We start from the raw sequence: 18,253 nt of genomic DNA, 5'->3' as shown, positions 1-18,253 counted from the left end.
GCAGCCCTCAGGTAACCAGCCGGCGCTGGAAGAGTTCGCGGAACACCGGATAGATGTCGGACGCCGAGACGATCTGCTGCTGGGCGAAGGTGTCGGCGAACGCCTCGCACACCTGCTCGTACTCGAACCACAGCGCCTGGTGCTCGCGCGGGGTGATCTCGACATAGGTGTAGTACTGGACGAACGGCATGATCTGCTTGATGAGGATGTCGCGGCAGATGGGTGAGTCGTCGTTCCAGTTGTCACCGTCCGAGGCCTGGGCGGCGTAGATGTTCCATTCGTTGATCGGGTAACGCTCGGCCATGATCTCCTGCATCATCTTGAGCGCGCTGGAGACGATGGTGCCGCCGGTTTCGCGGGAGTAGAAGAACTCTTCCTCGTCCACTTCCTTGGCGCTGGTGTGGTGGCGGATGAACACCACTTCGATCTTGTCGTAGTTCCGCTTGAGGAACAGGTACAGGAGGATGAAGAAGCGCTTGGCGATGTCCTTGGTCGCTTGGGTCATGGAGCCGGAGACGTCCATCAGGCAGAACATGACGGCCTTGGAGCTGGGGTTGGGCTGTTTGACCAGCAGGTTGTACTTGAGGTCGAAGGTGTCGAGGAAGGGCACCCGCTCGATGCGGGCGCGCAGCCGGGCGATCTCGGTTTCCAGCTCCTGGATGTCGCCGAAGTTGTCCGGCTCTTCACGCTTGAGGCGTGCGAGTTCCTCCTTTGCCTCCCGCAGTTTGGCGCGGCTGGAGCCGGAGAGGGCGATGCGCCGGGCATGGGCGGAGCGCAGGGTGCGGACGATGTTGATGCGCGAGGGGTTGCCTTCGTTGCTGATGCCGGCGCGCACGGTCTTGAAGGTGTCGGCACCGGTCAGGTGGCGTTTCACCAGGTTGGGCAGTTCGAGGTCCTCGAACATGAAGTCGAGGAACTCTTCCTGGGTGATCTGGAAGACGAACTCGTCCATCCCGTCGCCCTGGTTGCTGGCCTTGCCGCTGCCGCGTCCGCCGCCTCCGCCCTGGGGGCGAGGGATGCGTTCACCGGCGGTGAACTCCTTATTGCCCGGGTGGACGATGGTCTGCCGGCCGCCACGGCCGTGGTGCAGGACGGGCTCGTCGATGTCGCGGCCGGGGATGCTGATCTGCTCGCCGTGCTCCATGTCGGTGATAGAGCGCCGGCTGACGGCCTCCTCCACGGCCTTCTTGATGTGCTCGCGGTAGCGCCGCAGGAACCGCTGGCGGTTCACGGTGCTCTTGTTCTTGCCGTTCAGGCGTCGGTCGATCACATAGCTCATAGATGCCCCTCCGGGGCAGCGTCAGGCTGCCAACCGCAGGCTGCGGCGGGGAGCCCCGCACGCAGCGTGCAGCTGATGACTTGCGGCTGCTGTTATTGCGACTTGCGTACCCGCAGGTACCACTCGGACAGCAGGCGGACCTGCTTCTCGGTGTAGCCGCGCTCGACCATGCGCTTGACGAAGTCGTTGTGCTTTTGCTGCTCCTCTTTGCTGCCTTTGGCGTTGAAGCTGATGACCGGCAGGAGGTCCTCGGTGTTGGAGAACATCTTCTTCTCGATGACCACCCGCAGTTTCTCGTAGCTGAGCCAACTGGGGTTCTTGCCGTTGTTGTTGGCCCGGGCGCGCAGCACGAAGTTGACGATCTCGTTGCGGAAATCCTTCGGGTTGCTGATGCCGGCGGGCTTCTCGATCTTCTCCAGTTCCTCGTTGAGGGCTACGCGGTTGAGGATCTCGCCGGTCTCCGGGTCGCGGTATTCCTGGTCCTGGATCCAGAAGTCCGCGTACAGCACGTAGCGGTCGAAGATGTTCTGGCCGTACTCGCTGTAGGACTCCAGGTAGGCGGTCTGGATTTCCTTGCCGATGAATTCGATGTAGCGCGGTGCCAGGTACTCCTTGATGTAGCGCAGGTAGCGCTCGCGTACTTCGGCGGGGAACTGCTCCTGCTCGATCTGCTGCTCCAGCACGTAGAGCAGGTGTACCGGGTTGGCGGCGATCTCGTGGGGGTCGAAGTTGAAGACCTTGGACAGGATCTTGAAGGCGAAGCGGGTGGACAGGCCGTTCATGCCTTCGTCGACGCCCGCCGAGTCACGGTATTCCTGGATCGACTTGGCCTTGGGATCCGTGTCCTTGAGGTTCTCGCCGTCGTAGACGCGCATCTTGGAGTAGATGTTGGAGTTCTCCGGCTCCTTCAGGCGCGAGAGGACGGAGAACTGGGCGAGCATGCGCAGGGTGTCGGGCGCGCAATGGGCCTTGGCCAGCGAACTGTTGATCAGCAGCTTGTCGTAGATGCGGATCTCGTCGGTGACGCGCAGGCAGTAGGGCACCTTGACGATGTAGATCCGGTCGATGAAGGCCTCGTTGTTCTTGTTGTTGCGGAAGCTGTGCCACTCGGATTCGTTGGAGTGGGCCAGCAGGATGCCGCTGTACGGGATCGCGCCCAGGCCTTCGGTGCTGTTGTAGTTGCCCTCCTGGGTGGCGGTGAGCAGCGGGTGCAGGACCTTGATGGGCGCCTTGAACATCTCGACGAATTCCATCAGGCCCTGGTTGGCGCGGCACAGGGCGCCGGAGTAGCTGTAGGCGTCCGCGTCGTTCTGCGGATACTCCTCCAGCTTGCGGATGTCGACCTTGCCGACCAGGGCCGAGATGTCCTGGTTGTTCTCGTCACCCGGTTCGGTCTTCGCCACGGCGATCTGGTTGAGGATCGACGGGTAGAGCTTCACCACGCGGAACTGGCTGATGTCGCCGCCGAACTCCTGCAGGCGCTTGGTGGCCCAGGGCGACATGATGCTGGAGAGGTAGCGGCGCGGGATGCCGTAGTCCTCTTCGAGGATCGCGCCATCCTCGGCGGCGTTGAACAGGCCCAGCGGGGACTCGAACACTGGAGAGCCCTTGATGGCGTAGAAGGGCACCTTCTCCATCAGCTGCTTGAGCTTCTCGGCCAGGGACGACTTGCCGCCGCCCACCGGGCCCAGGAGGTAGAGGATCTGTTTCTTCTCTTCCAGGCCCTGCGCGGCATGGCGGAAGTACGCGACGATCTGGTCGATGCACTCTTCCATGCCATGGAAGTCGGCAAAGGCCGGATAGCGGCGGATCACCTTGTTGGAGAAAATCCGCGACAGGCGTGGATCGGAAGAGGTATCCAACAGCTCGGGCTCGCCGATCGCCATGAGCATGCGCTCCGCGGCGGTGGCGTATGCGCTCCTGTCCTGTTTGCAGAGGTCCAGGTACTCCTGCAGGGAATACTCTTCCTGGCGAGTGGCTTCGAAGCGCTGTTGGAAGTGGCTGAAAATGCTCATTGCGTCACCTCGCTGGATACGGGAGCCGGCGGGATCGGTCACGCGGGTGGGCAGTCGTCCGACGAGTCGGCCGAAGAGAATCCCCCAGTACACCAAATGGTCGCTGCCGATGGCCCGGAACCGGTGTGCCGGCTCTCCTTTTTGGATGGCCTGCCCTAAGAGTAGTTCGGAATCGGCGAGGTCAAGGATGACGGAGTGATAACAGCGTGTTGCCGTTCGTCAGGAAGGTGCGCAAGGCTACGGATGGCGCGGGTTTGCGCCATCCGCAGTTTTTTTACTCTTCGCCGCCTTGTGCTACGTGGGTGGGGTAGGTGGCGCGCCACAGCTCGAAGCCACCGTCGAGGCTGTAGACCTCGGAGAAGCCCTGGCCCACCAGGTAGGCGGCGGCTCCCTGGCTGGAGTTGCCGTGGTAGCAGGCGACGATAAGCGGGGCGTCGAGATCGGCCTGGGCGATGAAGTCAGCCAGGGAGTAGTTGTCCAGATGGCGTGAGCCGCTGATGTGGCCCTGCGCGAAGCTCTGCGGATCACGGATGTCGACCACTACGGCGCCTTGTTCGCGCAGGGCCTGGGCCCGCTCCGGCGGGATTCGCTGGAATTCACTCATGTCGGGGCTCCTTGCAGTCACAGCTGATGCGCTGGCCGTTGTCGATGTTCAGCAGGGTCATGGTGCCGCCCCAGACACAACCCGTGTCGAGGGCATGCAGGCCGGGTTCATTGCATTTGCCCTCGAGGGCTGCCCAGTGGCCGAAGATGATCTTCTGCCCACGGGTCTTGCGTGACGGGTGGGCGAACCAAGGGCGATAGCCGGGCGGGGCGGTGTCCGCGCCCTCCTTGCTCTTCAGGTCGAGGGTGCCGTCTGCCTTGCAGAAGCGCATGCGGGTGAAGTAGTTGGTGATCACCCGCAAGCGGGTGATGCCGTGTAGGTCGCTGTCCCAGCAGGCGGGATCGTTGCCGTACATGCCCTCGAGGAACAGCGGTAGGCGCGCGTCATCGAGCAGCGCCTCCTCCACTTCGGCGGCGCGTTTGAGCGCCTTGGCCAGCGTCCACATGGGGGGAATGCCGGCGTGCACCATGGCGATGTCGCGGGCCTCGTCGTAGTGGACGAGCTTCTGCCGGCGCAGCCAGTCCAGCAGGTCCCCGGCGTCGGGGGCTTCGATGATTTCCCGCAGGGTGTCGGACTTCTTCAGCCGCTCGACATTGTGAGCCACGGCCAGCAGGTGCAGGTCGTGGTTGCCGAGCACGCAGGTGACCGAGTCGCGCATGGCAAACAGGAAGCGCAGGGTCTCCAGGGACTTCGGGCCGCGGTTGACCAGATCGCCCACCAGCCAGAGGCGGTCCCGGGCGGGATCGAAGGCGACCCGGTCGAGCAGGCACTTCAGGGGATCCAGGCAGCCCTGCAGGTCGCCAACGGCATAGGTCGTCATGGCGGGCCTCAGTGCAGTGCGCCGGGTACGGCCAGGCGGAAGGGGGCGATGGGAGCGTCGAAGTGGTGGCCATCCTCGGCCAGCATCTGATAACTGCCCTGCATGGCGCCCACGCGGGTGGTCATGACCGTACCGCTGGTGTAGACGTGCTGCGCGCCCGGCTCGATCAGCGGCTGCTGCCCCACCACGCCGGCTCCGCGCACTTCCTGCACCTGGCCGTCGCCATCGGTGATGACCCAGTGACGGGAGATCAGCCGGGCGGCCACATCGCCGCTGTTGGCGATGGTGATGGTGTAGGAGAAGGCGTAGCGGCTGTCGTCCGGCTGCGACTGCTCAGGCAGGTAGCGGGTGGTGACGCTGACGTCGATCTGGTAGCGGGGTTCGGACACTGGGTGGGCTCTCTCGCGCAATGAAAAAAGTCTAGGAGCTCAGGCGGTGCCTGTCCTGGCGGCAAGCTGGTCGGCCAGACGGACGAACGCGGCCAGGTCCAGTTGCTCGGGTCGCAGGCTGCCATCCACGCCGGCGGCTTCGATGGATTCGGCGTCCAGCAGGGCCTTCAGGGTGTTGCGCAAGGTCTTGCGGCGCTGGTTGAAGGCTTCGCGAACGATGCGTTCCAGCAGGCGGTGATCCTTGGCCGGATGCGGCAGGGTCTCGTGGGGGACCAGGCGGACGATGGCGGAGTCCACCTTCGGCGGCGGGTTGAAGGCGCCCGGGCCGACGTTGAACAGGTGCTCCACGCGGCAGTGGTACTGGACCATGATCGACAGGCGGCCCCAGTCGCCACCGCCGGGTTCGGCTGCCAGCCGCTCCACCACTTCCTTCTGCAGCATGAAGTGCATGTCACGGATCAGCGGTGCGTTGTCCAGCAGGTGGAAGATCAGCGGGGTGGAGATGTTGTACGGCAGGTTGCCCACGACTCGCAGGGAGCGGGGCTCGGCGCCCAGTTGGTTGAAGTCGAACTTCAGGGCATCGCCCTGGTTCAGGCGAAAGCGTGGCTCGGCGCCGAACTTGGCGTTGAGGATTGGGATCAGGTCCAGGTCCAGTTCGATGACGTCCAGTTGCGCGCCACTGCCCAGCAGGCCTTCGGTCAGCGCGCCCTGGCCGGGGCCGATCTCCAGCAGGTGCTCGCCAGGCTTGGCGTGGATCGCACGCAGGATGCGGTGGATGACGCCGGCGTCGTGCAGGAAGTTCTGGCCAAAGCGTTTGCGGGCGCGGTGTTGGTATTCGGACATAGAGAGGCGGCTCCAGGCTTCAAGCTGCAAGCATCAAGCAAGAGCACAAAGCGAAAAAACGAGGTCGCGTAGTTTAAGGCAAAAGCGGCGCTGTGGTGCTGCTCGCCGCTGCCCGGTGGCAATCCGGGCAGCGGCCGGTCGGCATCAAGCGGTGCGTTGGCGGCTGGTGGCCATCTGGTAGGCGGTCTCCAGCGCCACCTGCAGGCTGCCACCGTCGATGCGGCCAGTACCGGCAAGGTCCAGGGCGGTGCCATGGTCCACCGAGGTGCGGATGATCGGCAGGCCCAGGGTGACATTCACGGCGGCGCCGAAGCCTTTGTACTTGAGCACGGGCAAGCCCTGGTCGTGGTACATGGCCAGGACTGCGTCGCAGTGCTCCAGGTGCTTGGGGGTGAACAGGGTGTCGGCCGGCAGCGGGCCGACCAGGTCCATGCCCTCGGCGCGCAGGTGCTGCAGGCAGGGCTCGATCACCTCGATCTCTTCCCGTCCCAGGTGGCCGCCTTCCCCTGCGTGGGGGTTGAGGCCGCAGACGAGGATGCGCGGCCGGCTCAGGCCGAACTTGTCCACCAGGTCGGCGTGGAGGATGCGCGTAACCCGTTCCAGGCGCTCCGTCGTGATGGCGGCGGCGACATCCTTCAGCGGCAGGTGAGTGGTGACCAGGGCGACGCGCAGCCCCCGGGTCGCCAGCATCATCACCACCTGCTGGGTGCGGGTGAGGTCGGCGAGGAATTCGGTATGGCCGGAGAAGGCGATGCCGGCGTCGTTGATCACGCCCTTGTGCACCGGGGCGGTGATCATGCCGTCGAACAATCCATCCAGGCAGCCCTGGCCGGCGCGGGTGAGCGTCTGCAGGACATAGGCCGCGTTGGCGGTGTCGAGCTGGCCGGCCGTTGCTTCTGCCCCCAAGGGCGTATCCCAGACGTAGAGCGCTCCCGCGGCAGCGGGGGCGGTGGGTAATCGCTCGGCTGTGACCTCGATGAGATTGATATCGACGCCCAAGGTGCGGGCGCGCTGCTCAAGCAGTTGCCGGCTGGCGATGGCAATCAGCGGATGGGGTTGGGCTTCGCGAGAAAGGAGCAGGCACAGGTCGGGACCGATACCGGCAGGCTCACCGGGGGTGAGGGCAAAACGCAGGGGGGGCATCAGGAGGGCTCCGGCGGGGAACTCGGGCGCTTATTCTAGCGCTGGCGAGTCCCCGCCGGTGAAGCGGGTCAGAGCTTGGTTTCGACGTAGGCTTCGTCGCGGATCTGACGCAGCCAGGCTTGCAGCTCTTCGTCGTACTTGCGGTTGCGCAGGACGTTGATGGCCTGCTGCTCGCGCATCTGGTCGCTGCTGTCGGTAGCGCGGCGGCCGAGTACTTCGAGCACGTGCCAGCCGTAGGGGCTCTTGAACGGACGGGAGAGCTTGCCGGCCGGGGTGTTTTCCATCACTTCGCGGAACTCGGGCACCAGGGCGTTGGGGTCGATCCAGTTGAGGTCGCCGCCGTTGAGGGCTGAACCCGGGTCCTCTGAGAAGTTCTTCGCCAGTTCGGCAAAGTCTTCCCCGGATTGGATGCGCTCGTAGAGGCGCTCGGCCAGCCGCTTGGTGTCGGCTTCGCTGCGGATTTCGCTGGGCTTGAGCAGGATGTGACGCACGTGCACTTCATCGCGAACCTGGCTGCTGCCACCGCGTTTGTCCAGCAGCTTGAGGATCATGAAGCCGCTCGGCGTGCGTACCGGCTCGGTGACCTCGCCCGGTGACAGGGCGCTGATCATGGCATCGAAGGGCGGGGGCAGCTGGGCAGCCTTGCGCCAGCCGATCTCGCCGCCTTCCAAGGCGGTTTCACCGGCAGAGCGGGAGATCGCCAACTGGGCGAAGTCAGCGCCCTGGCGCAGTTGCTGGTAGAGGTCGCGGGCCTGGCGCTCGGCAGCCTGGATGGTGTCCGGGGACGAGCCGTCCGGAACCGGGATCAGGATGTTGGCCAGGTGGAACTCTTCAGACAGCTGCAGCTTGCCCAGGTCGGAGGCCAGGAAGTTCTGCACTTCCTGGTCGGTGACCTGGATGCGCTCGGCCACGCGGCGTTGGCGCACCCGGCTGATGACCATCTCGCGACGGACCTGGTCGCGGGCGTCCTGGTAGGACAGGCCATCACGGGCCAGTGCCGAACGGAACTGATCCACGCTCATGCCATTGCGCTGGGCGATGGATTCGATGGCCTGGTTCAGCTCCTCATCGGTGATGCGGATACCGGAGCGGTCGCCGATCTGCAGCTGGATGTTCTCGATGATCAGGCGCTCGAGTACCTGTTGCTGCAGGACGTGCTCCGGGGGGAGCGCTGCGCCGCGCTTGGAAATGGTCTGCTGGACCTCGTGGACGCGCTGGTCCAGCTGGCTCTGCATGACCACGTCGTTGTCGACGATCGCCACTACGCGGTCGAGGGTCTGAACCTCGGCCTGCGCACCGGTCCCGAGGAGCAGGGCGCCCAGCATCAGCGGGCGCAGACAATCAGAAAGCTTGGTCTTCACGTTCACGGTAACCTTGGATGCCGGTGTCGAGGAAACTTTCAACCTTGTTGCCCATGATCCCGCCGAGGCCCTTCAGGACGATCTGCAGGAAGATGCCACGGTCGCCTTTTTCGTTCAGGTCGGGCGACAGGGTGGTTTCGTCGTAGCTAACCCAGTAGCGGTTGATCAGGCGCAGCTTCCAGCAGCAGCTGTCGTACTCGAAGCCACCGAAGGCTTCCAGCGTGCGGTTGCGGTTGTAGTCGTACTGCCAGCGTGCAACGGCGGCCCACTGCGGCACGATCGGCCAGATGACCGAGGCGTCGTGCTGCTGGATCTTGTAGTAGTCCTTGATCACGTTGCGGGTGACTGGGTCCACGTAGTCGCCACCTTCCTGCCACTGGCCAGTAGTCTGGTTGTAGACCACGGCATCGTTGCGGTAGCGATAACCGAAGTTGACCACCTTGTTGACTTCGTCTTCCGGCTGGTAGTGGAACATCAGGTTGCCGGAGCGGGTCTGGCCAGCGTCAGGATCCCAGTTGTACTCGGAACTCAGGCGCCAGTCGCGGTTGAAGCGATACAGGTATTCCATCGCGTAGGGCGAGCTGCTGGCCTGGGCAGAGTTGCGCAGGCGGTAGTCGATACCGGGCAGCTGGACCTTGCGATCTTCGAAGTAGAAGGCCTGGCCGATGCTGAAGCGCTGGCGCTCGAAGCCGTTCGGCTGGATCCAGCGGTTGGTCAGGCCCAGGGAGACCTGGTTGGCATCACCAATGCGGTCACGTCCGGTGAAACGATTTTCGCGGAACAGCGAGGCATAGTTGAAGCTGCTCTCGCCGGTGTCGAAGACCGGGATGTCGCTTTGCTTCTCCTCGGGAACATAGAGGTAAAACAGGCGCGGCTCGAGGGTCTGACGGTAGTTGTTGCCGAACAGGGTAGTGTTGCGGTCGAAGTACAGGCCGCTGTCCACGCTGAAGATCGGTACGGTGCGGTCCTGGCTGCTCTTGAAGGTCTGCCCATCAAACAGAGTTGCCTTGCCCTGACTGTCCAGGTCGATGTCGTACTGGGTATAGAGGTACTTCACGGAGGGTTTCAGGAAGCCGTAGCTCCAGTCCAGTGGCAGGCTGACGCCCGGCTCGACATGGATACGGTTGCCATCGGCGCGTGCCAGGCCTTGGATACGCGTGTCGTTCCACGGAGTGGCCTGGCCGTTCTCGTCGGTGAAGTTGCCGTTGCGCAGGCTGCGCTCGAAGCGCACGAACTCGGTCGAGTAGTCGAACTTCAGGCCGCCCGCATCCACCGGCAACGTGCCATCCAGGGTGAGCTGGGGCAGGCGGTTGTAAGGGGTGATGTCGGTGACGGTCGCCATTTCATAGGCGTGGGCATTGAGGCGCGCGGTGTAGCTGTCGCCGCGCCAGGTCAGAGTGCCACGCTGATTAACATAGGTGCTTCGTTGCACATCGAGATCGGTAGGCAGGTCTTGGAAGTAGTAAGGGTCGCTGATGTCTGTGTAGTCCACCTCGGCCAACAGGCGGGAATTCAAGCCGCCGGTGTGCTTCCAGCTGTACAGCCAGCGCTTGTCCTTGTACTCCGACTGCAGCTTGCGGTCGTCGTTCTCCTCGTTCAGGTAGGCGCCGCTGACCTGGCCTTCGCTGCTCTTGGTGAGGTAGCGGAATTCGCCGCCCATCATCAGGCCGCGCTTGGCCATGTAACGCGGGTACAGCGTCGCGTCGTAGTTGGGAGCGAGGTTGAAGTAGTAGGGCGTCAGCAGAGTGAAGCCGGTGTCGCCGCCACTGCCGATGCTCGGCGGGAGGAAACCGGATTGGCGACGGTCGTCGATCGGGAAGTAGATGTAGGGGGTGTAGAACACCGGTACATCCTTGACCCGCAGGGTGACGTTGGTCGCGGTGCCGAAACCGGTGGCCGGGTTCAGCTTGATGTTGTTGCCCTTCAGGTTCCAGGCGTTGTCACCCGGCTCGCAGCGGGTGTAGGTGCCGTCCTTCAGGCGGATGATGGCGTCGTCCTGGCGCTTGGCGTAGAGAGCGCTGCCGCGTACGTGTGACTTGTGCAGGACATACTCGGCGTTGTCGATCTTCGCCTCGCCGTTGTCCAGTTGCAGCTCGGCTCGGTCGCCTACTACCAGGGCACCGTTGTCACGCAGGCGGACGTTGCCCACCAGCTCGCCGCGGTTCTCGGCCTGGCGCAGGTTGGCCTCGTCGGCCTCGACCTGCATGCTGCCCTGGCGCATCACCACGTCACCGGCGAGGGTCGCCACCTGCTGCTCCTGCTCGTAGCGCGAGGCCTTGGCAGAAATGTAGGTGGGCGCATCCGCCTTGGGCGTCTTGTCGTTCATGCCCGGGCGGGTCGGCTCGATGTAGGCGCCTGCGCAGTACGGGCCAGCCTCGGCCAGCTGTGCGGCGGTGAGCTTTTCACGCGGGACCCAGTCGAGGTGGCTGTAGTCGGCACTGCGGGAAGCCAGGGCGCGACCACCGGATTCGGTGACCAGCGTCGGCTTGGCTTCTTCGCCGCTGGCTACCTGGCCGTTGCTGCCCGCCTGTGCACTGGCGACACCCACGGTGGAGCTGACGGCGCTCTCGCTGTGGATCGGCCGGGGCGGGAGGTTCGACGCGGAAGCCTTGGGGGTGCAGGCCCAGCCGCCCGTGGTGGACGCCTGGCAGTCAAACTGGTCAGCGGCGACAACGAATGGAGTGGCTACAGGTTGCAGGGCCAGCAGACCGCCGGTGACCAGCAAGGGGAATTTTTTACGAAACGCGGGAGATTTTACTGCCATCTTGTTAGTCCGGGCTTCCTGCGCGCCATCGGCCCGCGGGGGCCGCACGCCTCTCGATGGGCTGAAAAAGATGCTGGATAATAAAGCATGACCCGCGCAACGGCTAGCGCCGTCGGAGACCTCTCGATGCCCCACCAAGATGTACGGCTTCAACAACTTAGCGTTTGGCTGGAGCAGCAGCTCCCCGTTCTTTTCCAGCGTGAGGGCTGGGGCGAAGTGCCCGCGGCGAGCCTGACTCCGGCCAGCAGCGACGCCAGCTTCCGTCGTTATTTCCGCTGGCAGGGCGAGGCCCGCACGCTGATCGTGATGGACGCCCCGCCGCCCCAGGAAGACTGCCGCCCCTTCGTCAAGGTCGCCGGCATGCTGGCCGAGGCAGGCCTGCATGTGCCGCGCATCCTCGCGGCCGACCTGGAGCAGGGCTTCCTGCTGCTGGACGACCTGGGGCGCCAGACCTACCTGGACGTGATCGACGCTGACAACGCCGATGCCCTGTTCGAGGATGCCCTCCAGGCCCTGATCGCCCTGCAGCGTCGCAGCCTCGACGTGCCGATGCCCTGTTACGACGACGCCCTGCTGCGTCGCGAACTGCAGCTGTTCCCCGACTGGTACCTGCAGCGCCACCTCGAAGTGACCCTGGACGCCACCCAGCAGGCGCTCTGGTCGAAGACCTGCGATCTGCTGGTCGACAGCGCCCTGGCGCAGCCCCGTGTGCTGGTGCACCGCGACTACATGCCGCGCAACCTCATGCTCAGCACGCCCAACCCCGGCGTGCTGGATTTCCAGGACGCGGTCTACGGCCCGGTCACCTACGACGTCACCAGCCTGTTCAAGGACGCCTTCCTCAGTTGGCCCGAAGCGCGGGTGCGCGGTTGGCTGGAGCACTACTGGAATCTTGCCCGCGAGGCCGGCATCCCGGTGCAGCCGCAGCTCGATGACTTCCTCCGCGCCAGCGACCTGATGGGCGTGCAGCGCCACCTCAAGGTCATCGGCATCTTCGCCCGCATATGCCACCGCGATGGCAAGCCCCGCTACCTGGGCGATGTCCCGCGCTTCTTCTCCTATATAGAAGCCGTGCTGGCGCGCCGGCCCGAGCTCGCGCCCCTGGCCGAGCTGCTGGCCAGCCTGCCCCGTCATGCGGCGGTGCCCGCATGAAGGCGATGATCCTCGCCGCCGGCAAGGGCGAGCGCATGCGGCCGCTCACCCTACACACGCCCAAACCCCTGGTCCGTGCGGCTGGTGTTCCGCTGATCGAGTACCACCTCAAGGCGCTGGCTGCAGCCGGATTCGTCGACGTGGTGATCAACCACGCCTGGCTCGGCCAGCAGATCGAAGACCACCTTGGCGACGGCGCGCGGTTCGGCCTGCGCATCCGCTACTCCCCCGAGGGCGAGCCGCTGGAGACCGGCGGCGGCATCCATCGGGCGCTGCCGCTCCTGGGCGACGAGCCCTTCCTCGTGGTCAACGGCGACATCTGGACCGACTACGACTTCGCCCGTCTGCGTGCACCGCTCGATGGCCTGGCTCACCTGGTCCTGGTGGACAACCCGGCCCATCACCCGGGTGGCGACTTCCAGCTCCACCACGGTTGCGTCAGCGATGGCGTGCCCGGTGAGCCGGGGCTGACCTACAGCGGCATCGCCGTGCTCGACCCGCGCCTGTTCGAAGGTTGCCAGCCCGGGGCCTTCAAGCTCGCACCGTTGTTGCGCGACGCCATGGCTCACGCTCAGGTGAGCGGTGAGCACCACCCGGGCCACTGGGTGGATGTCGGCACCCTGGAGCGCCTGGCCGAGGTCGAGTGCCTGGTCGAGGCGGGGCGCTGAGATGTTCTGGCCCATGACCCTGCTGGGCGCCGTCGCCGGCATGCTCATCGCCAGCATCCCCGGTGCCTTGCTCGGCGGTCTGCTGGGCCAGGTGGCGGACCGGCGCTTCAAGCTCAACTCCTGGTCACGCCTGGTCCAGTGGGTACGCCGCCGTGACGAGCATGAGCTGCTGTTCCGCCTCCTCGGTCGCCTGGCCAAGAGTGAGGGGAGGGTGCTCGAGGTGCATATCCAGCAAGCCCGTGCCGAGATGCGTCGCCTCGGCTTGGACGACGCGGCCCAGCGCCGTGCCATCGAAGCCTTCACCCGGGGCAAGAACGGCGAGGGCGACCTGCGCCGGCCCCTGCGCCGCTTGCGCCACCAGCGTGCGGCAGGCGAAGCGCTGCTGCGTTCGTGCTGGCAGATGGCGGCGGCCGATGGGCGCATCGCTCGCCAGGAGCGGGAGCTGATCCTGCAATGGGGGCAATGGCTGGACTGGCCGGCGAACGAAGTGGAATCGCTCAGCGTCGGCTTCGACAAGCCCAGTGGGGCACCCGTGCAGCGGGGCGGGGCCTATCAGGAGGCGCTGGCGCTACTGGGCGTGGGCGCCGACAGCGAGCCTGCGGTCATCAAGCGTGCCTACCGGCGCCTGATCAGCCAGCACCACCCCGACAAGCTCGCCGGCGCGGGTGCCACCCCGCAGCGGGTGCGCGAGGCCACCGAGCGGACCCGCGAGCTGCACAGCGCCTACAACCTCATCCGCGAGCGCCACGGCTTCCGCTGATCAGATGCTCGGCGTCGCCGGCGCTGCCGGTGGCGTGGGGGCCGTGGCGCCGCTACTTGCGGGGCGCTTTGGCGCGGCGCCTTTCAGGTGGCTGTCCAGCCAACCGCGCACGCGCCGCACCAGTTGCTTCTGCTTGGCATCCTGGCTGGCGGACCAGTCCGCCAGCGGCACCTGCACGTAGTCCAGATGCTTGACCCGCTTGCTCGCCTGCAAGCGCTTCAGCGCCGATGCGGCAGCGGTGGGCGCCTGCTGGTAATAGAGGTCGCCCACGGCCTGGGGCAGGCGCGGGGCCAGCTCCTCCAGCGGAGGCTCGTAGCCGGCGGGCACTTCGGCCGCCACCATCACCAGATTCTCGACGCCGCTGGACGGTGTATCGGTCAGAAAGCGTGCCGCCCACCAGGCGCCACTGCCGTGTCCCAACAGGACGATGGTGGTGGCCTGTTGTTGGCGGGCAAAGCCGATGGCCGCCTGGATGCGGGCGGAGATGCGCTCGGTCTGGGTCTTGCGTCGCTCCTCGGCCGTCGGCTGTGGCGGCGCCGGATCGGTGCTGGGCTCCGCCGTGCTGGCCTGTTCTGGCGGTGGCGGCGGATTGGCTGGGTCGGCGCTTTCGGACTTCGGCGGCTCCGCAGGCGTCCCGCCTTCGCTGGCCGCTGGCGGCGGCGTATCCGCCGGCCGCGGTGGCGGCTCATCGCCGGCCGGGTCGGGCAGGGTGAGGCTCAGGGTGTGCCAGCCCACGTCCGGCAGTTTGGTGCGCAGGGGGGCAATCGCCCGGGGCCAGTCCGCAGTTTCGCCATCGCCGGGAATCAGGATTACCACCCCATTGGGCGTGCCGACGTTGGCCGGTTGCCACAGGGCGAGGAACGGCTCGCTGCGCGCTGTCAGTTGCTGCTGTTCAGCCTGGGGCAGGCGTTGCTCCAGGGCCTTGGCATCCTCCTGGCTGCGCTCGTCGAGTGGCGCGCGCTCCACCGGCTTTTCGGCCGGCTGCCCGGTGCCATCGGCCGGAGCAGCATCGCCTTTCTCGGCGGGTGGGTCTTCAGCCTGGGCGGCGGTGCAGAGCAGGGCCAGGGCGAGGGTCGCAAGGGTGAGCGTGCGGCGGGGCATGGCGGGCGTCCGGGTGGGGCAACAGGCGGAAGCCTATAGGCTGGCTGTTTTTTTGTCAGGCCTGCCTTCGCCTCCAGGGGCGGCGCTGGAGTAAGGTATGTCCGCCCCGATCCCGGGTCGTCGTGGTGTCCCGTCGCATGATTCGCTCGTTGTGCCTGTCCATCCTGTTCGCCTGCCTGCTGCCGGGGCTGTCCCTGGCGCAGCCGTCGCCGAGCTTGTCCCTCGATGACGGCCAGCGCGCCTGGCTCGAAAACCACAATGAGCTGCGCGCCGGCATCGTGCTGCAAGCCCCCTATGCGCAGTTGGACCGCCGCCTTCAGCAGCTGTCCGGCCTCAATGTCGAGTTGATGGAGCGCCTGGCCGCCGAACTCGGCGTGCACCTAGTCTGGCGCAGCTTCAATGAAATGGGCGAACTGGAGCACGCCCTGCGCAACGGGCAGGTGGACATCGCCCCCGGCCTGATCCAGACCCCCGCCGGCCTGCGCCTGTGGCTGTTCTCCGACCCCTACATGCGGGTGCCGCAGCTGATGGTGGGCGAGCGCGCCACCACCACCGGCGCGGTAGACATCGAACAGCTCGGCGCGAACGAACCGGTGGCGCTGCGCTCACCGAGCCCGGTGGCCGACTACCTGCGGGCCACCTATTCCGGCCTGGCGTTGCAGGCGGTGACCAGCGAACGCCAGGCGTTGCGCGCGGTGCTGGAACAGCAGGTGCGCTACGCCGTGATCGACGAGGCGCAGCTCAGCCGCCTGTCCCGCGAGCAGGAGTTCACCGGCCTGGCCGTGGTGGCGGACATCGGCTTCCCGCAGTTGCTGCGGGTCGCCACCCGGCGCGACTGGCCGGAGCTGTCGACCCTGGTGGATGTCGCCCTGCGGGCGATCCCGCCGAAGGACCTGGACCAGCTGCACGAGCGCTGGCTGCAGGCGCGCTACCCCCGCGCCAGCGAGTCCCCGGGTTTCTGGCAGAACCTCTGCCTGCTGTTCGGCCTGTTGCTGGCCAGTGCGGGCGCCATCATCTATTGGTTGCGGCGGCAGCAGCGTGCGCTGGAGAAGCGCCTGCTGGAGGCTCGCCATGCGATCCAGCTGCGGGAGGCGGCGGAGGAAGCGCTGCGGCTGACGCAGTTCTCCATCGACCACAGCACCGTGGGCATCCTCTGGGTCAACTGGGACAGCCATGTGCGCTACGCCAACCGGGCAGTGGAGCAGATGCTCGGCTATGCGCCGGGCGCCCTGGTGGATCGTCCCCTGTCGGCCCTGCAGCCGGATCTCACGATGGACCGCTGGCTCAACCTCTGGCGCCGTGCGCGCAACAGCAATGAGAGCGCGCAGAACATCGAGACCCTGTGCCAGCGCGAGGATGGGCGCCTGGTGCCGATGGACGTATCGCTGAGCTTCCTGCGCTTCGGCACCTCCGAATACCTGGTGGTATTCCTCACCGACATCACCGAACGCCGCCGTGCCCACGAGGCGCTGGAGGAGAGCGAGGCGCGGCTCAAGGGCATCGCCTCCAACGTGCCCGGGCTGGTGTTCCGCCTGGAGCGGCCCAGTGGCAGCGCCCATGCGGCGTTCGCCTTCATCGGCGCCGGCAGCGAGGCGCTGGTGGGCTACAGCGCCGAGGAGTTGCTGAACACCGGGCGCGGCATTCGCGGGCTGGTCCACCCGGATGACGAGTCCGGCTACTGGGCCAGCCAGATGGCCGCCCTGGCGGAGGACCGCGACTGGCACTGGCAGGGCCGCATCCTCACCCGCGATGGTGAGCAGCGCTGGGCCGACATCAAGGCCAGCGCGCGGATCTTCGAGGATGGCCGCGCGGTGTGGGACGGCGTGGTCTGGGACATCACCGCCAACAAGCGCATCGAACTGGAGCTGGCCGCTTCGCGGGCGCAATTGCGCGACCTGTCGGCGCATCTGGAGAGCGTGCGGGAGGAAGAGAAGGCCCGTATCGCCCGCGAGGTGCATGACGAACTCGGCCAGGTGCTCACCGTGCTCAAGCTGGAAACCTCCATGTGCGAGCTGGCCTACGGGGGCAGCGATGCCGGCCTGGGCGAGCGCCTGAACAGCATGAAGCGCCTGATCGCCCAGCTCTTCCAGCTGGTGCGCGACGTGGCCACGGCGCTGCGCCCGCCGATCCTCGACGCTGGCATCGGCTCGGCCATCGAGTGGCAGGCCCGGCGCTTCGAGGCGCGCAGCGGCATCCCCTGCCTGGTGACGGTGCCCGAGGCGCCGCCGGCGCTGTCCGATGCCAAGGCCATCGGGCTGTTCCGCATCCTGCAGGAAGCACTGACCAACGTGCTGCGCCACGCCCGCGCGCAGAGTGTCGAGCTGGAGCTGGCCCCGGAAGGCGGCTGGCTGCGGCTTTCCATCAGCGACGACGGCATCGGCTTCGACCCCGATGCCTGCCGTCCGGGGGCATCGTTTGGCCTGGTGGGCATGCGTGAGCGCGTGCTGATGCTGGGCGGCAGCCTGTCCATCCACAGCCAGCCGGGCGAAGGCAGCACCCTGGAGGTGCGTATTCCCCTGGAGAAGGAGACGACCGCGTGATCCGAGTACTGGTGGCCGAAGACCACACCATCGTCCGCGAGGGCATCAAGCAGCTCATCGGCCTGGCCAAGGACCTCTGCGTGGCCGGCGAGGCGAGCAATGGCGAGCAACTGCTCGAAACCCTGCGGCACACGCCCTGCGAGGTGGTGCTGCTGGACATCTCCATGCCCGGGGTCAACGGCCTCGAGGCGATCCCGCGCATCCGCGCACTGAGCAACCCGCCGGCGGTGCTGGTGCTGTCCATGCACGACGAGGCGCAGATGGCCGCGCGAGCGCTGAAGATCGGCGCCGCCGGCTATGCCACCAAGGACAGCGACCCGGCGCTGTTGCTCACGGCGATCCGCAAGGTGGCGTCCGGCGGGCGCTACATCGACCCGGACCTGGCCGACCGCATGGTGTTCGAAGTCGGCCTGACCGATTCGCGGCCGCCCCACGCGCTGCTCTCGGAGCGGGAGTTCTCGGTATTCGAGCGCCTGGTGCGGGGCGAAGGGGTGAACGAGATCGCCCAGCACCTGGCCGTCAGCAGCAAGACGGTGAGCACCCACAAGGCCCGCCTGATGCAGAAGATGGCGGTGCATTCGGTGGCGGACCTGGTGAAGTACGCGGTGGAGCACAAGCTGCTCTGAAGCGGCTTTTGCCGGGGATGGAGGGGGCCGGTTCCGACCGGTGAATGCCCGATCTTATCGCTCGGGATTGTAGGGCGATCCCTACAAGCGATCCTCCGCGCCCCTTATAGCAAAGTCTCATAGCGCCCGATTTGCGTGGCCTGCCGGCTTCTCTAGTCTCTCGGCACGGCATAAACAAAAATCAAAAA

At 66.1% G+C, this 18,253-nt stretch carries 15 protein-coding genes; 5 read left to right on the top strand and 10 right to left on the bottom strand.

Annotation, left to right across the window (positions count from 1 at the left end; genetic code table 11):
- Positions 1-7: 7 nt before the first annotated feature.
- The 9 genes from RTK35_RS25575 to RTK35_RS25535 form a co-directional block, all read right to left on the bottom strand.
- The gene (locus RTK35_RS25575) at positions 8-1,279 is read right to left on the bottom strand and encodes a YeaH/YhbH family protein (RefSeq protein WP_044405672.1); all 1,272 of its coding nucleotides are present in this window, start codon (positions 1,277-1,279) and stop codon (positions 8-10) included.
- Between the two features lie 92 nt (positions 1,280-1,371).
- Entirely contained in the window at positions 1,372-3,294 is a 1,923-nt protein-coding gene (locus tag RTK35_RS25570; protein WP_044405674.1) for a PrkA family serine protein kinase, read from the bottom strand.
- Positions 3,295-3,568: 274 nt separating this feature from the next.
- Entirely contained in the window at positions 3,569-3,898 is a 330-nt protein-coding gene (gene glpE / locus RTK35_RS25565) for a thiosulfate sulfurtransferase GlpE (protein WP_044405676.1), read from the bottom strand.
- On the bottom strand, positions 3,891-4,718 hold the full coding sequence (locus RTK35_RS25560; RefSeq protein ID WP_044405678.1) for a symmetrical bis(5'-nucleosyl)-tetraphosphatase: 828 nt from the start codon (positions 4,716-4,718) through the stop codon (positions 3,891-3,893). Before RTK35_RS25560 ends, glpE begins: the two co-directional genes overlap by 8 nt.
- An 8-nt stretch (positions 4,719-4,726) precedes the next feature.
- The gene (gene apaG / locus RTK35_RS25555; RefSeq protein ID WP_044405679.1) at positions 4,727-5,107 is read right to left on the bottom strand and encodes a Co2+/Mg2+ efflux protein ApaG; all 381 of its coding nucleotides are present in this window, start codon (positions 5,105-5,107) and stop codon (positions 4,727-4,729) included.
- Between the two features lie 39 nt (positions 5,108-5,146).
- Positions 5,147-5,950 carry a 16S rRNA (adenine(1518)-N(6)/adenine(1519)-N(6))-dimethyltransferase RsmA gene (rsmA, locus tag RTK35_RS25550; RefSeq protein WP_142012552.1) on the bottom strand — a complete coding sequence of 268 codons (804 nt, stop codon included), beginning with the start codon at positions 5,948-5,950 and terminating at the stop codon, positions 5,147-5,149.
- A 144-nt stretch (positions 5,951-6,094) separates the two neighbouring features.
- Positions 6,095-7,093 carry a 4-hydroxythreonine-4-phosphate dehydrogenase PdxA gene (gene pdxA, locus RTK35_RS25545; RefSeq protein WP_142012550.1) on the bottom strand — a complete coding sequence of 333 codons (999 nt, stop codon included), beginning with the start codon at positions 7,091-7,093 and terminating at the stop codon, positions 6,095-6,097.
- 68 nt (positions 7,094-7,161) lie between these two features.
- Complete coding sequence (gene surA / locus RTK35_RS25540; protein WP_160479485.1) at positions 7,162-8,454, bottom strand: peptidylprolyl isomerase SurA; 1,293 nt, start codon at positions 8,452-8,454, stop codon at positions 7,162-7,164.
- Complete coding sequence (locus RTK35_RS25535; RefSeq protein WP_316909295.1) at positions 8,435-11,218, bottom strand: LPS-assembly protein LptD; 2,784 nt, start codon at positions 11,216-11,218, stop codon at positions 8,435-8,437. Before RTK35_RS25535 ends, surA begins: the two co-directional genes overlap by 20 nt.
- Positions 11,219-11,344: 126 nt before the next feature.
- On the opposite strand from RTK35_RS25535, the gene RTK35_RS25530 reads away from it, so the two are divergent.
- The 3 genes from RTK35_RS25530 to RTK35_RS25520 are packed head-to-tail and all read left to right on the top strand — an operon-like array spanning position 11,345 to position 13,798.
- The gene (locus tag RTK35_RS25530) at positions 11,345-12,370 is read left to right on the top strand and encodes an aminoglycoside phosphotransferase family protein (RefSeq protein WP_316909294.1); all 1,026 of its coding nucleotides are present in this window, start codon (positions 11,345-11,347) and stop codon (positions 12,368-12,370) included.
- Positions 12,367-13,038 carry an N-acetylmuramate alpha-1-phosphate uridylyltransferase MurU gene (murU, locus tag RTK35_RS25525; protein WP_316909293.1) on the top strand — a complete coding sequence of 224 codons (672 nt, stop codon included), beginning with the start codon at positions 12,367-12,369 and terminating at the stop codon, positions 13,036-13,038. The genes RTK35_RS25530 and murU overlap by 4 nt, the downstream gene beginning before the upstream one ends.
- A 1-nt stretch (position 13,039) precedes the next feature.
- On the top strand, positions 13,040-13,798 hold the full coding sequence (locus tag RTK35_RS25520) for a TerB family tellurite resistance protein (protein WP_316909292.1): 759 nt from the start codon (positions 13,040-13,042) through the stop codon (positions 13,796-13,798).
- Here the strand turns inward: RTK35_RS25520 and RTK35_RS25515 are convergent, their stop codons facing one another.
- Entirely contained in the window at positions 13,799-14,899 is a 1,101-nt protein-coding gene (locus RTK35_RS25515) for an alpha/beta hydrolase family protein (RefSeq protein WP_316909291.1), read from the bottom strand. It lies immediately after the preceding gene.
- A gap of 137 nt (positions 14,900-15,036) precedes the next feature.
- Here RTK35_RS25515 and RTK35_RS25510 point away from each other — a divergent pair, with 137 nt between their 5' ends.
- Positions 15,037-17,439 carry a PAS domain S-box protein gene (locus RTK35_RS25510; protein ID WP_222900867.1) on the top strand — a complete coding sequence of 801 codons (2,403 nt, stop codon included), beginning with the start codon at positions 15,037-15,039 and terminating at the stop codon, positions 17,437-17,439.
- Entirely contained in the window at positions 17,436-18,065 is a 630-nt protein-coding gene (locus tag RTK35_RS25505) for a response regulator transcription factor (RefSeq protein ID WP_044405695.1), read from the top strand. Before RTK35_RS25510 ends, RTK35_RS25505 begins: the two co-directional genes overlap by 4 nt.
- Positions 18,066-18,253: the final 188 nt, after the last annotated feature.

Origin of the sequence: Pseudomonas sp. zfem003 (genome assembly GCF_032621675.1) — a bacterium.
Lineage (GTDB): Bacteria > Pseudomonadota > Gammaproteobacteria > Pseudomonadales > Pseudomonadaceae > Metapseudomonas > Metapseudomonas otitidis.
Note: the sequence above shows the minus strand (reverse complement) of the source record. Positions and strands in the feature narration are given on the sequence as shown.

Bases quoted from the DNA above. Each gene is read 5' to 3' on its own strand.
- RTK35_RS25575 (WP_044405672.1), bottom strand. From the start codon at position 1,279: ATGAGCTATGTGATCGACCGACGCCTGAACGGCAAGAACAAGAGCACC.
- RTK35_RS25570 (WP_044405674.1), bottom strand. From the start codon at position 3,294: ATGAGCATTTTCAGCCACTTCCAACAGCGCTTCGAAGCCACTCGCCAG.
- glpE (WP_044405676.1), bottom strand. From the start codon at position 3,898: ATGAGTGAATTCCAGCGAATCCCGCCGGAGCGGGCCCAGGCCCTGCGC.
- RTK35_RS25560 (WP_044405678.1), bottom strand. From the start codon at position 4,718: ATGACGACCTATGCCGTTGGCGACCTGCAGGGCTGCCTGGATCCCCTG.
- rsmA (WP_142012552.1), bottom strand. From the start codon at position 5,950: ATGTCCGAATACCAACACCGCGCCCGCAAACGCTTTGGCCAGAACTTC.
- pdxA (WP_142012550.1), bottom strand. From the start codon at position 7,093: ATGCCCCCCCTGCGTTTTGCCCTCACCCCCGGTGAGCCTGCCGGTATC.
- RTK35_RS25535 (WP_316909295.1), bottom strand. From the start codon at position 11,218: ATGGCAGTAAAATCTCCCGCGTTTCGTAAAAAATTCCCCTTGCTGGTC.
- RTK35_RS25530 (WP_316909294.1), top strand. From the start codon at position 11,345: ATGCCCCACCAAGATGTACGGCTTCAACAACTTAGCGTTTGGCTGGAG.
- murU (WP_316909293.1), top strand. From the start codon at position 12,367: ATGAAGGCGATGATCCTCGCCGCCGGCAAGGGCGAGCGCATGCGGCCG.
- RTK35_RS25520 (WP_316909292.1), top strand. From the start codon at position 13,040: ATGTTCTGGCCCATGACCCTGCTGGGCGCCGTCGCCGGCATGCTCATC.
- RTK35_RS25515 (WP_316909291.1), bottom strand. From the start codon at position 14,899: ATGCCCCGCCGCACGCTCACCCTTGCGACCCTCGCCCTGGCCCTGCTC.
- RTK35_RS25510 (WP_222900867.1), top strand. From the start codon at position 15,037: ATGATTCGCTCGTTGTGCCTGTCCATCCTGTTCGCCTGCCTGCTGCCG.